We start from the raw sequence: 17,501 nt of genomic DNA, 5'->3' as shown, positions 1-17,501 counted from the left end.
TGTGAAAAAACTGTCAATTTTTCTTATAACATTGCTTGTGTTTTTAGTTTATCAAAACACTATTTCACAATCTATACCATATACTAAAGGAAGAATACTTATAAGTTCAGATGGTAACGAACATGATCATGATGATTGGGCGGCTACACCAATGTCCTTGGCATTGCTTGCCGCTAAAGGACTTCAAGATAGTTTAGTAATTTGCACCTTTAGTGATCATATATGGGGTAGCAATATAGAAAAGGACAATGGTAGAGAACAAATGCAGAAAAGTGCTTTAGAAGGTAAAACGATATACAATTTTAAAAACTCACGGTTTATTGAAGCGGTAGCACAGAGTGATTTTGCTATAACAAGCATAACCGAGGAAATCAATACATCTTCGCAAAACAATAGATTGTATATCATAGCAGCGGGTCCAATGCATTTAGTGGGGTCTGCTATTGCCATGGCAGATGCGAACAAGCTAAAATTTGTTCGGTTAATTTCACATTCTAATTGGAATAACAATCATGCCGATAAGCCATATGAATGGGAAGAACATAGTGGATGGACATTAAAAGAAATTAAGGAACAATTTGAATCTAAAGGATTGAAAATAGACCAAATTGTAGACCAAAATGGAGGTGCCGATTATGAAGGATTAAAAGCACCGAAAGAACTTTATAATTGGATTAATACGTCTAAAATAAGACAGCATTCAGCCAAAATAGCAAAGCAATTAGATTGGTTGTACGAACGACAATTAACGTGTGTTAAAAAAGGAGATTTTGATCCTTCGGATGCAGGTATGATAGTGTATTTACTAACTGGTAAGGAAAAGACCCATCCAGATGATGTAAAACAAATTATTGAAAATCAAGAAGAGAATCAAAATGAGTAAAAAAATACTTTTATGGTCTATTACCGCTGCATTAGCCGGATTTCTATTTGGTTTTGATGTAGTTGTTATTTCAGGTGCTGATAAGAAATTACAAGAACTATGGCAATCATCAGATTCCTTTCATGGTTGGGTGGTAATGGGTATGGCACTATGGGGCACCGTAGTAGGTGCTATTTTTGGTGGTAAGCCTACCAATATATATGGTAGAAAAAACACCTTGATAGCTATTGGGGTACTATTCGCATTCTCAGCAATAGGTTCGGCATTGGCGAACGACCCTTATATTTTTGCCCTTTTTAGATTTATAGGTGGTATTGGGGTAGGAGCTTCTACCATTGCGGCACCAGCTTATATCTCTGAAATTTCACCAGCTAAGGAACGCGGAAAGTTAGTAGCTATGTACCAATTCAATATTGTCTTTGGTATCTTAATAGCCTTTCTATCAAACTATTTATTAAGTGGTAGTGGAGAAAACGATTGGCGATGGATGTTAGGTGTGGAAGCTATACCTGCTGTTTTATATATTCTTTTTGCATTGAAACTACCTAAAAGCCCAAGGTGGTTATTATCAAAAAACAAAATAGAAGAAGCCAAGAAAGTATTGGCAATAATAAATCCAGATATTGATGTTGAGCAACAATTAAAATCTATTGATGGTAGAAACAAAAAGCCCGATACTTCAGAAACTATTTTTATCAAAAAATATCGTTTTCCACTTGTTTTAGCCTTTTTAATTGCTTTTTTCAATCAATTTTCCGGTATAAATGCCTTTTTGTACTATGCTCCAAGAATTTTTGAAGAAGCCGGTTTAGGTGAAAGTACCGCACTTTTAAGTAGTGTAGGTATAGGGGTCACCAATTTAATTTTTACACTTTTAGGAGTTTTTTTAATAGATAAATTAGGGAGAAAAACCTTAATGTATTTTGGTTCAATTGGCTATATAATCTCATTAAGTTTAGTTGCAATGGCATTTTTCTTAAACTGGTCAGGTATGGCGGTTCCTATATTTCTATTTCTTTTTATAGCTGCGCATGCCGTTGGTCAAGGAGCTGTAATCTGGGTGTTTATCTCTGAAATATTCCCAAATCATTTGCGGGCATCGGGTCAATCGTTCGGTAGTACAACGCATTGGGTACTAGCGGCATTAATTCCGTCACTGATTCCATATTTATTTAGTCACCCCGCAATAGGGGCGGGAGTGGTATTTCTCTTTTTTGCTGCAATGATGGTTTTGCAGTTACTTTTTGTAGCTTTTATGATGCCAGAGACAAAAGGCAAAACTCTTGAAGAGTTAGAGGAATTAATGTTGAATAAAAAATAATTATAGTATGAGTAAGAAAGTATTTGGGTGCATAATTCTATTATTTCATATCACCATTTCTGTTTTTGCCGGTGATGTAGATACGCTAATTGTGCATAGTAATGCAATGAATAAGGATATTAAAAATGTAGTTATCACTCCAGATGGGTATTCTAAAAAAAGCGATACGTATTCAGTAGTGTATTTATTGCATGGTGCAGGAGGAGATTATAAAACATGGTTAAAAGTAGCACCTAAACTAAAGGAGTATTCAGATTTTTATAATGTAATTATAGTATGTCCTGATGGTGAAAGAACAAGTTGGTATTTAGACAGTCCTATAGATTCCACTTATAAATATGAAACATATGTGTCAAAAGAACTAATAGCCTCAGTTGATGAAAAATATAATACCAAAAAAGAAGCTAAAGGTAGAGCAATTTCTGGTTTGAGTATGGGTGGTCATGGTGCATTATATTTGGCTTTTAGGCATACCGATATTTGGGGAGCTGCAGCTAGTATGAGTGGTGGTGTGGATTTACGACCTTACGGATTACGATGGGAGATTCAAAAACGTTTGGGTAGTATAACGGAGTATCCAAAGTATTGGGAGGAGAATAGTGTAATTAATTTGGTGCATCTAATTAGTGACAAAAAGTTGACATTTCAAATAGATTGCGGAACGGAGGATTTTTTCTATCCAGATAATAAAAGGCTACATGAAAAATTAATAGAAAGAAAAATTCCGCATGATTACACGGAAAGACCCGGTAAGCATAATACTGATTACTGGAGAAATTCTATTAAGTATCAGTTGTTGTTTTTTAATGATTTTTTCAATAATAATTCAACAAAAAGCTAATGCTGTTAAATCCATTTTTTAAAAATAGAAACTCATTAGCGTTACTGCTGGTTATTGTTTTAAACTTATCATGCTCTAAAGTATCGGAGTATACTGTGGTATCACCTAACGGGGAAAATGTATTTACTGTTTTTACTGACCAAACAGGCGGTATAGGTTTTGAGGTAATGTACGAGGATAAGCTTGTTTTGCTTCCTTCGGTAGTAGAAATCAAATCTAACCATTTCAACTTTAAAGGAGATTGGTCTGTTTTAAAAGTTGATGAGAATAAAGTAGAAAATAGCTGGACTACAAGGTTTGGAGAACTAAGTGAGGTGCCAGATAATTATCAGGAAATTAAAATTCATCTAAAAAAAGGAGATGTTCTTATAAATTTTATTGCTCGAGCCTATAATGAAGGCGTTGCATTTGCTTATGAAATTCCTGAACAAGGAGAAGTAAAGGAGTTAGAGCTTGATGAGAAAATTCATTATAATTTCAACAAAGATCATATGCTTTGGTCAACTCCAAAGCGTGAAAAAGGAGTATTAACCGCCCAAGGAGCGTATAAAAAGATTCCCCTATCACAGTTAGAAACAGGTATTGAAAGACCTTTATTAATAGAAATTAGCGATAGTGTCAAGATTGCATTGGCAGAGGCAAATCTGGTGGACTATGCTAGATTAAGTTATTCTAAAGGAACAAATTCAGACTTCAGTATTGAATCTTCCTTAGATGGTAGAATGGCAGAAGAAAAACAAGATACTATAACGGGGGCATTAGTATCAGAACGAAATAACGATATATTTAAAGTAAAGCGAAAATTACCTTTTCAATCGCCTTGGCGCGTAGTTATGATGGGGGAGAACGAAGGTGAATTATTGGAGAACAACTATCTCATTCAAAATTTGAGTGCACCAAGTATGTTAAAAGATGATTCATGGGTTATTCCTGGAAAAGCTTTACGAGAAGCAACCTTAACAACAGAAGGCGGTAAAGTTGCTATTGATTTTGTAGCTGAACATAATATGCAATATGTATTGTTTGATGCTGGTTGGTACGGTAATGAAATGTATGAGGCGTCTGATGCTACTACGATTACTTTAGACCCAAAACGCTCAAAAGGTCCTTTTGATATTGAGGCAATTACCCAATATGCCAAAGAAAAAGGTGTAGGTGTAATTTTATATGTTAATAGAAGGGCGCTAGAAAAACAATTAGATGAAATATTACCGCTATACAGAAAATGGGGAGTTGCGGGTATAAAATTTGGTTTTGTACGTGTAGGCGATCAAGAAGCTACTGAATGGTTACATAACGCTATAAAAAAAGCCGCGGATTTAGGTTTTGTAGTAGATGTTCATGATGAGTATCGCCCAACGGGTTTCTCCAGAACATACCCTAACTTATTAACTCAAGAAGGCATTGCTGGTGATGAAGAGAGTCCTTCAAATGAACATACTCTAATTAGTATGTTTACAAGAATGTTGGCTGGTGCTGCAGACAATACAGTTTGTTATTATAATAGCAGAGTAGATAAAATGGGTTCTCACGCCTCGCAATTAGCAAAAACCGTGTGTCTTTTTAGTCCGTTACAATTACTTTATTGGTATGATAAACCTGCCTCTTCGTTAGAGAAAAAAGACGGACTTTGGGGCGATACCAGACATATTGGTAATGAGTCAGAACTTGAGTTTTTTGATGCTGTACCTACAACTTGGGACGAAACAAAAGTCTTACATGCTACAATTGGTGAAATAGGCGTAATAGCAAGAAGAAAGGGATCCGATTGGTTTATTGGTGGTATTAATGGGAATTTACCACAAGACTTGAAATTAGATTTCAATTTTTTAAATGATGCTACCACCTATTCGGCAAAGTTATATACCGATGATGAAAACATTAATTCTAGAACAAAAGTGAAAATTGAAGAAATGCAATTAATGCAATCGGATACAATTGGCATTGAAATAAAACCGAATAATGGATTTACTATGCACATAGTTCCGTTAAATAAAGATGAATAGTGAAATCATATAATTATAATATAATGAAAAGGCTTCGTGTACTATTGTTATTGCTTGCAATAATTTGTAGTTCAACAGCTCTTGCTCAAGAACCAATACACCCAAGAGTATATATAACAGATCAGAACAAAGCTGCTTTCCTTAAATCTATTGAGAATGTAGCTTGGAAGAAAGAACTGATTGCAGGAAAAAAAGAACGTTTACAAAAGTATATTCAGTTGTGGCAAAATGATTCGGAATGGTTGGTTTCTAGATTACAAATGAACTGGAAGACTAAGCATGATAAAGTCTATTTAAAAGAAGGAGATTTTTCTCATTCAGAAGGTAGTGCTCCTGTGCCAACGGTACGTTTTTCAGGTACAAGAGATTGGGCTACAGAGTACAAAACACCTTCTTTAGAAACAGTAGAGCCATATTTAGACGACTCTAGAGGATTATATTTAGAGCACAAGAAAACAGGTAAAAAAGAATGGGTACATCCGAAAGAAGCGGGTCATATAATTGAAGGTATTAATCGTAAGGTTATGTCACTTATAGAAGATGCAGCATTTCTATATTGGTTAACGGGTGATAAGGTGTATGCAGAGTTTGCTTCACCAGTTTACATGACTTACATTGATGGAATGTATCATAGAGATGCACCAGTTGATTTAAGTAATTCTAATCAACAGTTTATTTCGGGCTTAGCAACTTTTGAGGTAATTCATGAAAAAGTATTGGTACACCTCATCACATCTTATGATTTTTTATATAACTATTTTAATGAGCATAAATTAGATGTATCTAAAAGTGAAGCCGTTTTTCAAAAGTGGGGAGACCAGATCATAAAAAATGGAATTCCGAATAACAATTGGAATCTTTTTCAAGCGAGATTTCTAACCTACGTAGCATTGGTTCTTGAACCAAATGAAAAGTATGACAACGGCAAGGGTAGTGAGTATTTTATTGAACATACGTTTGAAACTTCTACCGACAGGCAAACAGCTCTTAAAGAATCTTTATTGGTATATGATCAAACAAACGGCATATGGCCAGAATCTGCTTCGTATTCGGTTCACGTAATTACCACACTTTTAAATATTATCACCCTTTTAGATAATGCGACTAATACCAATGAATTAGCAAATTTTCCTGTAGTTGAAAAGGCGGCCTTATCATCATTTCAATATCTATTTCCATCAGGGTATACCATAGGCTTCGGCGATTCTAACCACAAAAAATTACCAGCAGAAAACTTTGAATTATTGATAGCCAATTATAATAAATATGATCAGAAAGACAAATTGCAAACGATAGCTGGTTTGTTGAATGATATGATTGTAGAAGGAGATTATGAAAGAAAGGCAAAAGACCTTTTTCAATTATTCTTCTATGTAGATTCTCTAGAATTCGAAAAGGTTAATGATGGGTCAAAAATGCAATTGACAACACCCACGTTTTATGCACCTAATGTCAGTTGGTTTAACCAAAGGATAGGAACTGGTGAAAACGCTATGATGGTTGCTACTACAGCCTCATATGGAAACCATACACATGCCAATGGAGTATCTATTGAACTATATGCAGCTGGCTATGTTCTAGGTCCGGATATGGGAAAAGGTTCAAGCTATTGGCATGATGATCACCGACAATACTATTCTAGAATGCCCGCTCATAATACGGTAGTAGTAGACGGTATTTCAGATTATGAAGCTATGCGTAGCTATCATACATTTAAATTGGAAAATAGTTTTCCATTATCCGGTGAATCTCCCAGTTTTGATAAGGTTACTTATTCAAATGTCTCATTTTTGGAACCTAAAACAAAAGCAAAACAACAACGGTTTACATCTTCCATTCTAGGACCATCTGGTCAAGGTTATGTTTTGGATATTTTTAGGTCTAAAAAGCAAAATGAAGGTGTTCAACGGCATGACTATTTTTACCATAATCTTGGTACGGAGCTAACAATAAAAAACAATCAAAACGCCTTAGCTTTAGAAAGCACTAATGATTTAGGTAGTCATCAAGGAGACTTAGCAGCCTATGATTATTTGAAGGAGAAAAAGAAGGTAAAAATAGCAGAAGACTTTACAGCAAATTTCAAATTCAATAACGGTGAGAACGCTACAAACTTAATGGAGGTATTTGTTAAGGGTAGTACAGATCAATCGGTATATACCGCAATGGCTCCAAAATCTAAAGCTTTAACAAATGGTACGGCACCAAAATTATTGGTAGATAAACCTATACCAACATTAATTGTACAACGTAATGCAGAAGCATGGAATAACCCATTTGCAATGGTGTTCAATCCTGCTTCAAAAGATGGGACCAATTCAATTTCTAATGTTCAGTTCTCAAAATCAGAAAAAAATGCAAGTACGCAATTTGTTGAGGTAACGTTTGCAGATGGCATTACAAAAGATAGATTTACGGTAAATGATTCTGATGAAGCCATAATACAGGAAGAAGGTTTATTTCAAAACGGATTTTTATCAATTGTAAGAAAGAAAGAAAATAGCCCCTCGTTCATATTTCTATCGGGTATGTATAAATATGAACAAGAAAATTGGGGTGTTTTGGCAACAGGTGATTCAGCTACGGTCTCATTTGAAATTACTAAAGAAGAAATAACGATACAGAATAGCGATCCAATAATGTTTAATATTCCACAGCCAGAAGTAGGTAAAGAAGCTATATTATTTATATACGAAGGGGAGAAACTAATTGACACTAGAAAGGGTTTGAAAAGCTGGGTAAATGGTGAGCAATTAGAATTTAGACTATCTAAAGGCTATACAAAAGCAATAGTAAAAATAAGAGACATTACAAATGATGAATAGAAAAGAAAACTATTTTACAAAATGGAGCATATGCTTATTGGTCATGTTTCTATCCGTCTCTGTATATGGGCAAAAGAAGTTTAGTAGCGAAATTCCTGGAAAAGAGGTAAAGGAATTAATCTATAAGATTGTTGATGCCGATACATTAAAAATGGAACTTTATTTTCCTGATAATGTAAAGAAGAACAAAAAGTACCCAACAATTGTTTTTTACTACGGTGGTGGATGGAACGGCGGTACAGTAGACCAATTTAGAGATCAAGCTGGGTATTTTGCATCTCGTGGTATGGTTACCGTATTAGTAGATTACAGGGTAAAAAGCAGACATGATACTACGCCATATGAAGCTGTAAAAGATGCTAAATCGGCAATAAGATATTTAAAAGAACATGCAAAAGAATTACATATAGATAATACAAAAATGGTAGCATCAGGTGGGTCTGCAGGTGGTCATTTAGCTGCTGCCGTGTCTTTATTACCAAGTGTCAATGAAAGTACAGATGATCTTTCGGTCAATACAAAAGTGAGTGCCTTGGTATTATACAATGCTGTAGTTGATAATGGTCCCGGTGGCTTTCAGCATGAAAGAATGGGTGAGGCGTATTTAACTATTTCTCCCATTCATAATATAGAAAAAGGAGCTCCGCCAACATTATTTATTCTGGGCGACAAAGATCATTTAATTCCTGTTTCCGTTGCCGATGATTACAAGGCAAGAATGGATGCCGTAGGGAGCAGATGCGAAGTATTAATTTATGAGGGTCAAGGTCATGGTTTCTTTAATAAAAGAGTAGACACCGATAAATATTATAGGATTACAACTCGTGAAGTCGATAAATTTTTATCCTCACTTGGTTATATCAAAGGGCAACCTACATTATAATAAGTCACATTTATGAATAGATATATACCCATTTTGTTAATGATGTTTCTGATGTTTTCATGTACACCAGAAAATAAGTCAATAGAGCTATTTGTAAATCCGACAGAACAGGCAAAAGGTGATGGATCAGAAGTAAATCCATTTTCAACCATACCCGAAGCAATTAAAAAAGCAGAGGAAGTGAAAAAATCATTTCCTAAGACCAAAATAATAATTACACTTCTTAAAGGTGAGTATTATTTAGAGGAACCAGTAGTTATTAAACCTTTATTAAATGGACTTACAATTACCGGGGTAAATGCTTCACAAGTACATATAAAAGGATCGCAATTGTTACATCCTATTTGGCAAAAGTATGAAGATAAAATCTACATCACTGAAGTACCTGCCAATATAGATTTTGATCAGTTGATTATAAACGGAACACCTCAAGTACTTGCGAGGTATCCTAATTATAATGAAGAGGGTGGTTATTGGCAAGGGCATGCGGCAGATGCAATTAGTAAAGAAAGAATATCTACATGGAAAAATCCAGTCGGATCCTTTTTTCATGTATTGCATAATGGAAAATGGGGCGGATTCCATTATAGAATAACAGGAGTTAATGATGATGGAACTGCAAAATTAGAAGGCGGGCATCAAAACAATAGACCATCAAAACCACATGAAGAATATCGTATGGTAGAAAATGTGTTAGAAGAATTAGATGCACCAGGCGAATGGTTTTTAGATAAAGACGCTTCTAAGTTGTATATATATCCTACAATAGAAACAAATTTAGAAAGTGCAATAGTTGAGGTTTCAATATTAAAAGATTTGTTTCAATTGGTTGGAACCGAGAAAGACCCAGTGAAGAACGTTACAATTTCTAATATTACCCTGCAGCATACCAAGCGCACTTTTATGAAAAAATACGAACCGCTTTTACGCAGCGATTGGACAATTTATAGAGGCGGAGTGGTATTTTTTGAAGGGACGGAAAATTGTAAAATAGAACAATGTATTCTTAAAGATTTGGGTGGTAATGCCATACTCGCAAGTAAGTATAATAACAACCTTCAGATTACGGAGAATCATATTTACGATTGTGGGGCAAGCGCTATTAGTTTTATAGGTGATCCTTCCGCAGTTAGATCTCCGGCATTTCAATATGGTGAAATAGTTCCTTTTTCCGAAATGGATACGTTGTCAGGTCCTAAAAACGAATTGTACCCAAGAAACAGTTTGGTAGAGAATAATTTAATACATCGAATAGGTAGAACTGAAAAACAAACAGCGGGTGTTCAAATAGCAATGGCTATGGATATTACTATAAAAAATAATAGTATTTATGATGTGCCCAGAGCAGGTATAAATATTGGCGATGGTACCTGGGGCGGACATATTATTGAAAAAAACGATGTATTTAATACAGTACTAGAAACTAGTGATCACGGTTCTTTTAATTCTTGGGGTAGAGACCGCTTTTGGCATCCAAATAGAAAAGTGATGGATAGTTTGGCTGTAGAGCATCCAGAAATGTACACTTGGGATGCTGTAAAAACAACTACAATTCGTCAAAACAGATTTAGATGTGACCATGGTTGGGATATTGATTTAGATGATGGTTCTTCTAACTATCACATATATAATAATCTCTGTCTTAATAATGGTATAAAATTGAGAGAGGGTTTTGAAAGGATTGTAGAGAATAATATTATGGTAAATAATTCTTTGCATCCACATGTTTGGTTTGCTAAGAGTTTAGATGTTTTTAAACACAACATTATTGCGAAATCTTATCAAGATGTAAGTTTAAAAGGATGGGGAAAAGACTTGGATTATAATCTCTTTCCAAATGAAGAAAGCATGTTAAAATCTCAAATCTATAGTAGAGATATTCATAGTGTTTTTGGAGACCCCAAATTTAAAGATCCCGCTAAACTTGATTTTACGGCAACTGCCGATTCTCTAATATCGGCTATTGAATTCAACAATTTTCCTATGGATGAGTTTGGGGTACAAACTCTAGAATTAAAACGCTTAGCTAAAACTCCTGAAGTCCCTGTATTTCGTGCTAATAATCATACAGAAAAGGAAGCTAGCCCAACTGTAGAATGGCTGCGTAATAGTTTAAAAAGTGTTGATTCTGAACAAGAGCAATCTGCGTACGGTTTAAATTCTCCCCACGGTGTAATTGTTTTAGGGGTATGGAGTAAAAGTCCGGCAGTGGAAAACAACGGATTAAAAAAAGGAGATGTAATTATAAAGGCAGCTGGTAAAACAGTAAAAAATGTAAAGGACTTTTTTACCATCGATCAGGAGCTTCAACAAGGAGAAAAACTTGAAGTAGTGGTAATGCGCAATCAAGCAAAGAAAATACTATCTATCAAAACAAAATAAAAATCTAACTAAGTAAATAACAACGAAATGAATAAACTAACTAAAACACTAACGGTACTTGTGTTAATTGCAAGTATGAATATGGGCTGTGCTCAAACGAAGAAGGCGGTACAATTGTCTGACGATGATAGAATGGAGTGGTGGCGAGATGCCAAATTCGGTATGTTCATTCACTGGGGTGCATACTCTATAATCGGAGGGGAAAGAGGAGAAAAAATAGCTGGCGGTGGTGCCGAATGGGCAATGGATAAATTAGATTATACCATTGAGGAATATGAGAAGTTTCCCGCTATGTTTGATCCAGAATTATTTAATGCAGATGATTGGGTTAAAATGGCTAAAGATGCCGGAATGAAATATATAGTAATTACTTCAAAACACCATGATGGCTTTGCACTTTGGGATTCTCAAGTATCTGATTATGATATTATGGATGCGGCTCCTTTTAAACGAGATATTATTAGAGAGTTAGCTGAAGCTTCAAGAAAGCAAGGAATAAAATTTGGAGTTTATCACTCTATCGTAGACTGGCATCATCCACAGGCACAGGGTAATTTATTTCCAAATTATAATGCAGGTCAGAAAGATCAAAGTGTTGTAAATCCTGAATTTCCTCAATATTATAAAAACTATCTGAAACCACAGGTTAAAGAGCTATTGACCAATTATGGAGATATAGATGTGGTTTGGTTCGATGGGGATTGGATTGCCGATTATACATCAGAGATGGGTAAGGAAATGTATAGTTTCATTAGAGAAATGCAACCGAATACTATTATAAACAACCGTGTAGATAAAGGAAGAAAAGGAATGGAAGGCATGGATATGGAAGGGAATTTTGCGGGTGATTTTGGTACGCCAGAGCAAGAAATACCTGCAACTGGTATTGCCGAAGATTGGGAGGCATGTATGACCATGAACGGTACTTGGGGTTATAAGCCAGATGATACTAAGTGGAAAAGTAGCGAAGACTTAATTCAAAAACTAGTGGATATCGTTTCTAAAGGAGGTAACTTTTTATTGAATATTGGACCAGATGGTTTTGGTAGATTCCCTTCACAAAGTATTAGACGATTAAAAGCGATGGGTGAGTGGACCGATGCTAATGGTGAGTCAGTTTATGGCGCTAAAGCAAGTCCGTTCGATATGCCAGAATGGGGCAGATATACAACTAAAGACGGAGTTATTTACGCCCATGTTTTTGATTGGCCAGAAGATGGAAAATTAAAGCTTCATAAAGATTTAAAATTGAAAAAAGCTTCTTTATTAGTAGCTCCAGATACTGAAATTAAGATAAATAAGACAGCTGATGGCTCAGTTTTAGAATTACCAGAATCTGCACCTGATGAAATTGTAACTGTTGTTAAGTTGAGTTTGTAAAATGTTGATTTTTAAATATTTGTACTCAATAATCGATTTTTTAGTTGAGGTGTTATTGAATGAGTTAAATGTAAAAATCACGAAAAGAATCATAGTTTATAGACATTGAACTATGATTTAATTGAATTTTAATTAAAAAAAGTAACATTGCTATCATCTTAATTAAAGAGGTGCAATGTTATTTTTTTATAGCATGTAACAAACGACACAAACAGAATTATGGTAAATAAAAAATGGAACATATGGTACGCTCTTTTTTTAATTTCGCTGTTAATAGTTGTAGCGTCTTGTTCTCATAAAACCGAAGAAAAGCTTTTAAATTTAGATATGGACATGTATCTGAAGCATGCAGATAAGGATACAATTTATCCAACTCCCCAGCAAATTGAAATGCTAAAATCGGTAATGCCAAAAGAATCTTTTCAGCCAGCACCAAAGTTGGCAGATAGGGTATATTGGAATGCTATAGCAGAATCAAAATCTGGAAAGGAATATCTAATAAAAGCGAATGCATTATTAGATAAAAAGCCTGAGGTTCCAATTTCAGATAGTATCTATAGATTGGCAAATAGGGAAGGTAATAGAGGAATTTACAAACCTAGATATTACAGAACTATGGACCGTTTAGAACATTTTATTTTAGCGGAATGTCTTGAAAATGAAGGTCGATTTTTACCTCAAATAGAAACTTATAGTTATTCCATATTAGGTATGAAATCGTGGTTGCATCCAAATCATGATGATAAAAATAATGGTGTATTAGAAGGTCGCCGCGTATCAATAGATTTAGGAGCACGTAAGTTTGGGTCTGTATTGGCATTGGCAAATTATCTGTTAGAAGATAAACTGCAACAGCAATTAAAAGAAGAAATTAATAGGCAACTGCAAAAACGAATTATTGATTCCTATTTACAAAGTACCAAATATTTAGACGAGAACAACAAATGGATAAAGAGTACTAGCAATTGGAACTCAGTTTGTACAAGTGGATCAGTTTTAGCGACCATAACAAACTCTAAAAATTATGACGAAAGACTTGCAGTAGTTGGTTCAGCTTTAAACAGCATGAATTATTATTTAAGTGGTTTTGGTGATGATGGGTATTGTTCAGAAGGTTTAGGATATTGGGGCTATGGTTTTGGTCATTATTTATATTTGGCACAAATTTTATACGATTATACAGAAGGAAAAATTGATTTATTCGCATTCAATAATGCAGAGAAGTTGAAGAATGTAGGCAGATTTCCTCAAAGCTTTGAAATTCAGAATGGAACTTGTGCACCTTTTGCAGATGGTGTTTCTTCAATCTCAAGCAAAGGAAGCAATTTTGCCTATGTTTTGTCTACAAGTTATTACGGAGCTATGATGCCAACCGAAATTAGAATGGAAGAAGCAGCAGAGCAATTAATTGCTTGGCAGAAGCCAAAAATGTTTGAAGTCAGTAATAATATAATGATTTCTGAAATGTCTGGTCATACCTATTTTAATGATTTTGGAATGGTGATATCTAGAGGAAAACAAGATACACCTTTCTCCATAGCAGTAAAGGCAGGTCATAATGCAGAGAACCATAACCATAGCGATGTAGGTACTTACGAGATTTTTTTAGATACCGATATGATAACTGGCGATATAGGAGCACCATCTTATAGGGCAGGCGCATTTTCACCTGACAATAAAGCTAGAAGTTCATGGGGGCATCCAGTTCCAATGATTAATAATCAATTGCAATCTAATGGTATTGAGTTTAAAGGTATTATAACCGAAACCAAATTCACAGAGGTTAGAGACGAAGTAGTAATGAATATTTTACCAGCCTACGAGCTACCTATGCTACAGACTTTGACCAGAACCATCACAAACGACAAATCTGGTATGGGCACTATTACTATTGAAGATCAATTTAAAGCAACGGAACACGTAAGTTTTGGTTCCTCTATAATGACACTGAACACTTATAAAATTATAGATGATACTACGGTAATTTTAGAATCGGAAAATCACAAAGTAAAAGCTGAAATTCAGAGTGAAGGTTTTACGGTCAGTATAAAAGATGTGATTGTTCCTGTAGCACATTTAAGGGAAGGCGCACCTGCATACAGAATAGGAATTGAAGCTGGTAAAAAAGTTAAAGAAGGGAAATTAACGATTACGTATACACCATTATAAATGATTAAATATATATACCAAGAGACAAGAATGGTTACAAAAACTAAAATTGATTCAGGGATTATTGCTAGAACATTCAGTTTAGTATTTTTTTTCTGTTTGTTTACTCTTAATAGTATTGCACAGAATACTACAAAAATTCCATTACCAACCAATTTAGAACAAGGATATCCAAGAATATATATTACCAATTTAGAAAAAAAGGATTTACAGAAAACCATTAAAAAAGAAGCTTGGGCAAAAGAAGTTTTAGAAGGTCTGCATGACAAAGTTGATAATCATGTAGAGCGCCACGTTTCAGATGCTGAATGGATGGTTTCTCGTTTACAGATGTACTGGAAAACCAAAGCTACCAATGTATATGTGAATGGTGTGGATTATTCTCATGCAGATGGGGAAGCACCTGTACCTACGGTTAGGTTTACAGGATCACGTAATTCTGCAACACCATATGCCAAGCCTAGATTAGAAGATATACAACCTTATATGGATGACCCTAGAGGATTGTATTTACCGAATAAAACAAAAGAAGGACATCCATTTGAGTGGGCAGAACCGTCTAAAACGGGTAATATAATTGTTTCTATTAATGAAGATATTATTGGGCTAGCTAGAGATGCCGCTTTTCTATATTGGCTGGAAAATGATGAGCGTTTTTCAAAATTCGCGTATGACATCTTCCACACCTATATGGAGGGTATGTCTTACCGCAGCGAACCTATAGATTTATTGAATGGACATATACAAACCCTTGTAGGTTTCACACATTTTCAAGTTATACACGAAAAAGCTTTGAGAGAGGTATCCATTCTATATGATTTTTTACATGGTTATATAGAGGCAAATCATCCAGAAAATATTGCGATGTATGACAAGACTATTAAAAGATGGACAGATCAGGTAATTAAAAATGGAGTGCCGCAGAACAATTGGAACCTTCATCAAGCAAACATCATTTTAAAAGCGACAATGGTGTTGCAGGATAATGAAAATTATGAAGATAAAAAAGGGCGTGAATACTATATTGACTACATTTTAAACGTTACCTCGGCAAGGCAATGGTCGTTATCTAAGTTTATAGATTACGGATATGATGAAAGTAACGGGGTTTGGAATGAATGCCCTAGTTATTCACTTGGGGTTACTAGTAGTCTTACCCATTTTATTAGAGACTTTGACAATACTTTTAATCATAATATTCTACCGTACACGCCGGTTATGAGTAAAGCTGTAAAAATGATGCCACAGTACCTGTTTCCAAATAATCAGATAGTTGCATTTGGCGACTCATACTATGGACCAATAAGTACCGAGGCAATAGGAGATATGATTCGAATTGCCCAGAAAAATGGGGATGACAATTTGGAAAATGAGTTTACCGGGTTATATCGCTTATTTGCGGATGATGCAGAACAATCAGGGAAAGATAGGGGTACAAATTCAAAAAGCATTTCTTCCTTTTTCGCAAGCAAGCCTTTGTCGTTAAATCCAAAATATAAGCAGCATAAATTAGAAGATTATATCACACAGACCTTTAATGCCCCAAATGTTAGTTGGCATGTACAGCGAATGGGCACCGGTAAAGATGGGATGATGGTCTCTTTAAACGGCTCTTTAGGTAATCATATGCATGCTAATGGTATAAATATGGAATTGTACGGAAAAGGCTTTGTTCAAGGTGCAGACCCGGGCAAGGGAGCTAATTATCTTGAGCCAATTTATTTGGAATACTACTCTCAGTTTCCAGCACATAATACGGTCATGGTCGACGGAGCTTCATCATATACCGAAATGTTAAGCTACCATGCTTTTGATGTTATGGGCGAGTATCCAAAATCTGAGCAAAAAGAAGGTTTTTATTCCGATATCACCTATTCGGATGTTTTCTTCTTAGAACCGGAAACCCGTAGTGATCAATCTCGTTTAGTTAGTATTGTAAAAACAGGAGAAACAACTGGGTATTACATTGATGTTTTCCGTTCAAAAAAACAACGAGCAGGAGATAAATTTCATGATTATTACTACCATAATCTAGGTCAATCTATGAGTATAATGGATACCGATGGTAACCCATTAAAATTAATGCCAAGTGAAGAAATGGCATTTGCAGGCGGACATCTATATGCATTGGATTATATGTGGGATAAAAAATCGGTTAAATTAGAAGAGGACTACCAAGCAGAATGGAAGATTGATATGCCAGAAGGGGAAGATGATGTATTTATGAATCTATGGATGAAAGGTACAGAGGGGCGTGAGGTTTTTTCTATAAAATCACCTCCCAACAAAGCCTTTAGAGGAAATCATGGAATACCATACAAAGTAGATAAAGAACCTTATTTAACCTTCGCGGCAAGACAGCATGGTGCTGCTTGGGAAAAACCTTTTGTATCGGTTTACGAACCCTTTACTTCCGCAGAAGGAAAAAGTATAGCTAATATTTCAAGCTTTGAAGACCAAAATGGAAATACTGAGTTTGTTGGACTAAATATCACTCATAAATCTGGTCGTGAAGATGTTGTTTTTTCATCAGCTAATCATAAAAAAGTAACCTATAATAAAATGTCTACCGATGCTACCTATACATTGATTGCCAATGAAAAAAATGGAGATTGGGTGATATTTATAGGAAATGGGAAAGAAGCAGCCGTTAAAGGATTCAACATTTCAGCGAACGAATTTGGGAATGTAGTACTAAAGGAAAAAGATGGTGAATTGTGGTTGCATAACGAAGTTGCTGTGACCATAACACAGGATAATAAAGAACAACAGTTTAAGGCAGGTGATCTAAGGGTAATCTCTATCAATTAA

General features: G+C 35.1%; 10 protein-coding genes. All 10 read left to right on the top strand.

Translation table 11 applies throughout. The features are described 5' to 3' along the window. The first annotated feature begins 1 nt into the window (after nt 1). The 10 genes from BM296_RS13780 (at nt 2) to BM296_RS13735 (ending at nt 17,501) form a co-directional block, all read left to right on the top strand. The gene (locus tag BM296_RS13780) at nt 2-883 is read left to right on the top strand and encodes a hypothetical protein (RefSeq protein WP_143099076.1); all 882 of its coding nucleotides are present in this window, start codon (nt 2-4) and stop codon (nt 881-883) included. Continuing rightward, nucleotides 876-2,204 carry a sugar porter family MFS transporter gene (locus BM296_RS13775; protein WP_091903716.1) on the top strand — a complete coding sequence of 443 codons (1,329 nt, stop codon included), beginning with the start codon at nt 876-878 and terminating at the stop codon, nt 2,202-2,204. The genes BM296_RS13780 and BM296_RS13775 overlap by 8 nt, the downstream gene beginning before the upstream one ends. A gap of 7 nt (nt 2,205-2,211) precedes the next feature. Then, complete coding sequence (locus BM296_RS13770; RefSeq protein WP_091903714.1) at nt 2,212-3,045, top strand: alpha/beta hydrolase; 834 nt, start codon at nt 2,212-2,214, stop codon at nt 3,043-3,045. Further along, nucleotides 3,045-5,051, top strand: a complete 2,007-nt coding sequence (locus BM296_RS13765; RefSeq protein WP_091903712.1) for a glycoside hydrolase family 97 protein — start codon at nt 3,045-3,047, stop codon at nt 5,049-5,051. The genes BM296_RS13770 and BM296_RS13765 overlap by 1 nt, the downstream gene beginning before the upstream one ends. Nucleotides 5,052-5,074: 23 nt before the next feature. Next, nucleotides 5,075-7,876 (top strand): heparinase II/III domain-containing protein, encoded by a 2,802-nt coding sequence (locus tag BM296_RS13760; protein WP_091903711.1) that lies wholly within the window; start codon nt 5,075-5,077, stop codon nt 7,874-7,876. After that, nucleotides 7,866-8,759: an alpha/beta hydrolase gene (locus BM296_RS13755; protein ID WP_245787022.1), complete on the top strand. Its 894-nt coding sequence runs from the start codon at nt 7,866-7,868 to the stop codon at nt 8,757-8,759. The genes BM296_RS13760 and BM296_RS13755 overlap by 11 nt, the downstream gene beginning before the upstream one ends. Nucleotides 8,760-8,771: 12 nt before the next feature. Further along, nucleotides 8,772-11,141, top strand: coding sequence for a PDZ domain-containing protein (locus BM296_RS13750; protein ID WP_091903709.1), 2,370 nt, complete (start codon nt 8,772-8,774; stop codon nt 11,139-11,141). A 27-nt stretch (nt 11,142-11,168) separates the two neighbouring features. Continuing rightward, nucleotides 11,169-12,521 carry an alpha-L-fucosidase gene (locus BM296_RS13745; RefSeq protein WP_091903707.1) on the top strand — a complete coding sequence of 451 codons (1,353 nt, stop codon included), beginning with the start codon at nt 11,169-11,171 and terminating at the stop codon, nt 12,519-12,521. A gap of 219 nt (nt 12,522-12,740) precedes the next feature. Next, entirely contained in the window at nt 12,741-14,690 is a 1,950-nt protein-coding gene (locus tag BM296_RS13740) for a PDZ domain-containing protein (protein WP_091903705.1), read from the top strand. Beyond that, a complete protein-coding gene (locus tag BM296_RS13735; protein WP_218157893.1) occupies nt 14,691-17,501 on the top strand; it encodes an endo-acting ulvan lysase-like protein in 2,811 nt (936 codons plus the stop codon).

Origin of the sequence: Maribacter stanieri (assembly GCF_900112245.1) — a bacterium.
Classification (GTDB): domain Bacteria; phylum Bacteroidota; class Bacteroidia; order Flavobacteriales; family Flavobacteriaceae; genus Maribacter; species Maribacter stanieri.
This window is presented reverse-complemented; position numbering and strand designations above follow the sequence as displayed.

Excerpts from the sequence above, each read along its gene's own strand:
- BM296_RS13740 (WP_091903705.1), top strand. The coding sequence starts at position 12,741 with ATGGTAAATAAAAAATGGAACATATGGTACGCTCTTTTTTTAATTTCG.
- BM296_RS13745 (WP_091903707.1), top strand. The coding sequence starts at position 11,169 with ATGAATAAACTAACTAAAACACTAACGGTACTTGTGTTAATTGCAAGT.
- BM296_RS13755 (WP_245787022.1), top strand. The coding sequence starts at position 7,866 with ATGATGAATAGAAAAGAAAACTATTTTACAAAATGGAGCATATGCTTA.
- BM296_RS13765 (WP_091903712.1), top strand. The coding sequence starts at position 3,045 with ATGCTGTTAAATCCATTTTTTAAAAATAGAAACTCATTAGCGTTACTG.
- BM296_RS13735 (WP_218157893.1), top strand. The coding sequence starts at position 14,691 with ATGATTAAATATATATACCAAGAGACAAGAATGGTTACAAAAACTAAA.
- BM296_RS13770 (WP_091903714.1), top strand. The coding sequence starts at position 2,212 with ATGAGTAAGAAAGTATTTGGGTGCATAATTCTATTATTTCATATCACC.
- BM296_RS13760 (WP_091903711.1), top strand. The coding sequence starts at position 5,075 with ATGAAAAGGCTTCGTGTACTATTGTTATTGCTTGCAATAATTTGTAGT.
- BM296_RS13775 (WP_091903716.1), top strand. The coding sequence starts at position 876 with ATGAGTAAAAAAATACTTTTATGGTCTATTACCGCTGCATTAGCCGGA.
- BM296_RS13750 (WP_091903709.1), top strand. The coding sequence starts at position 8,772 with ATGAATAGATATATACCCATTTTGTTAATGATGTTTCTGATGTTTTCA.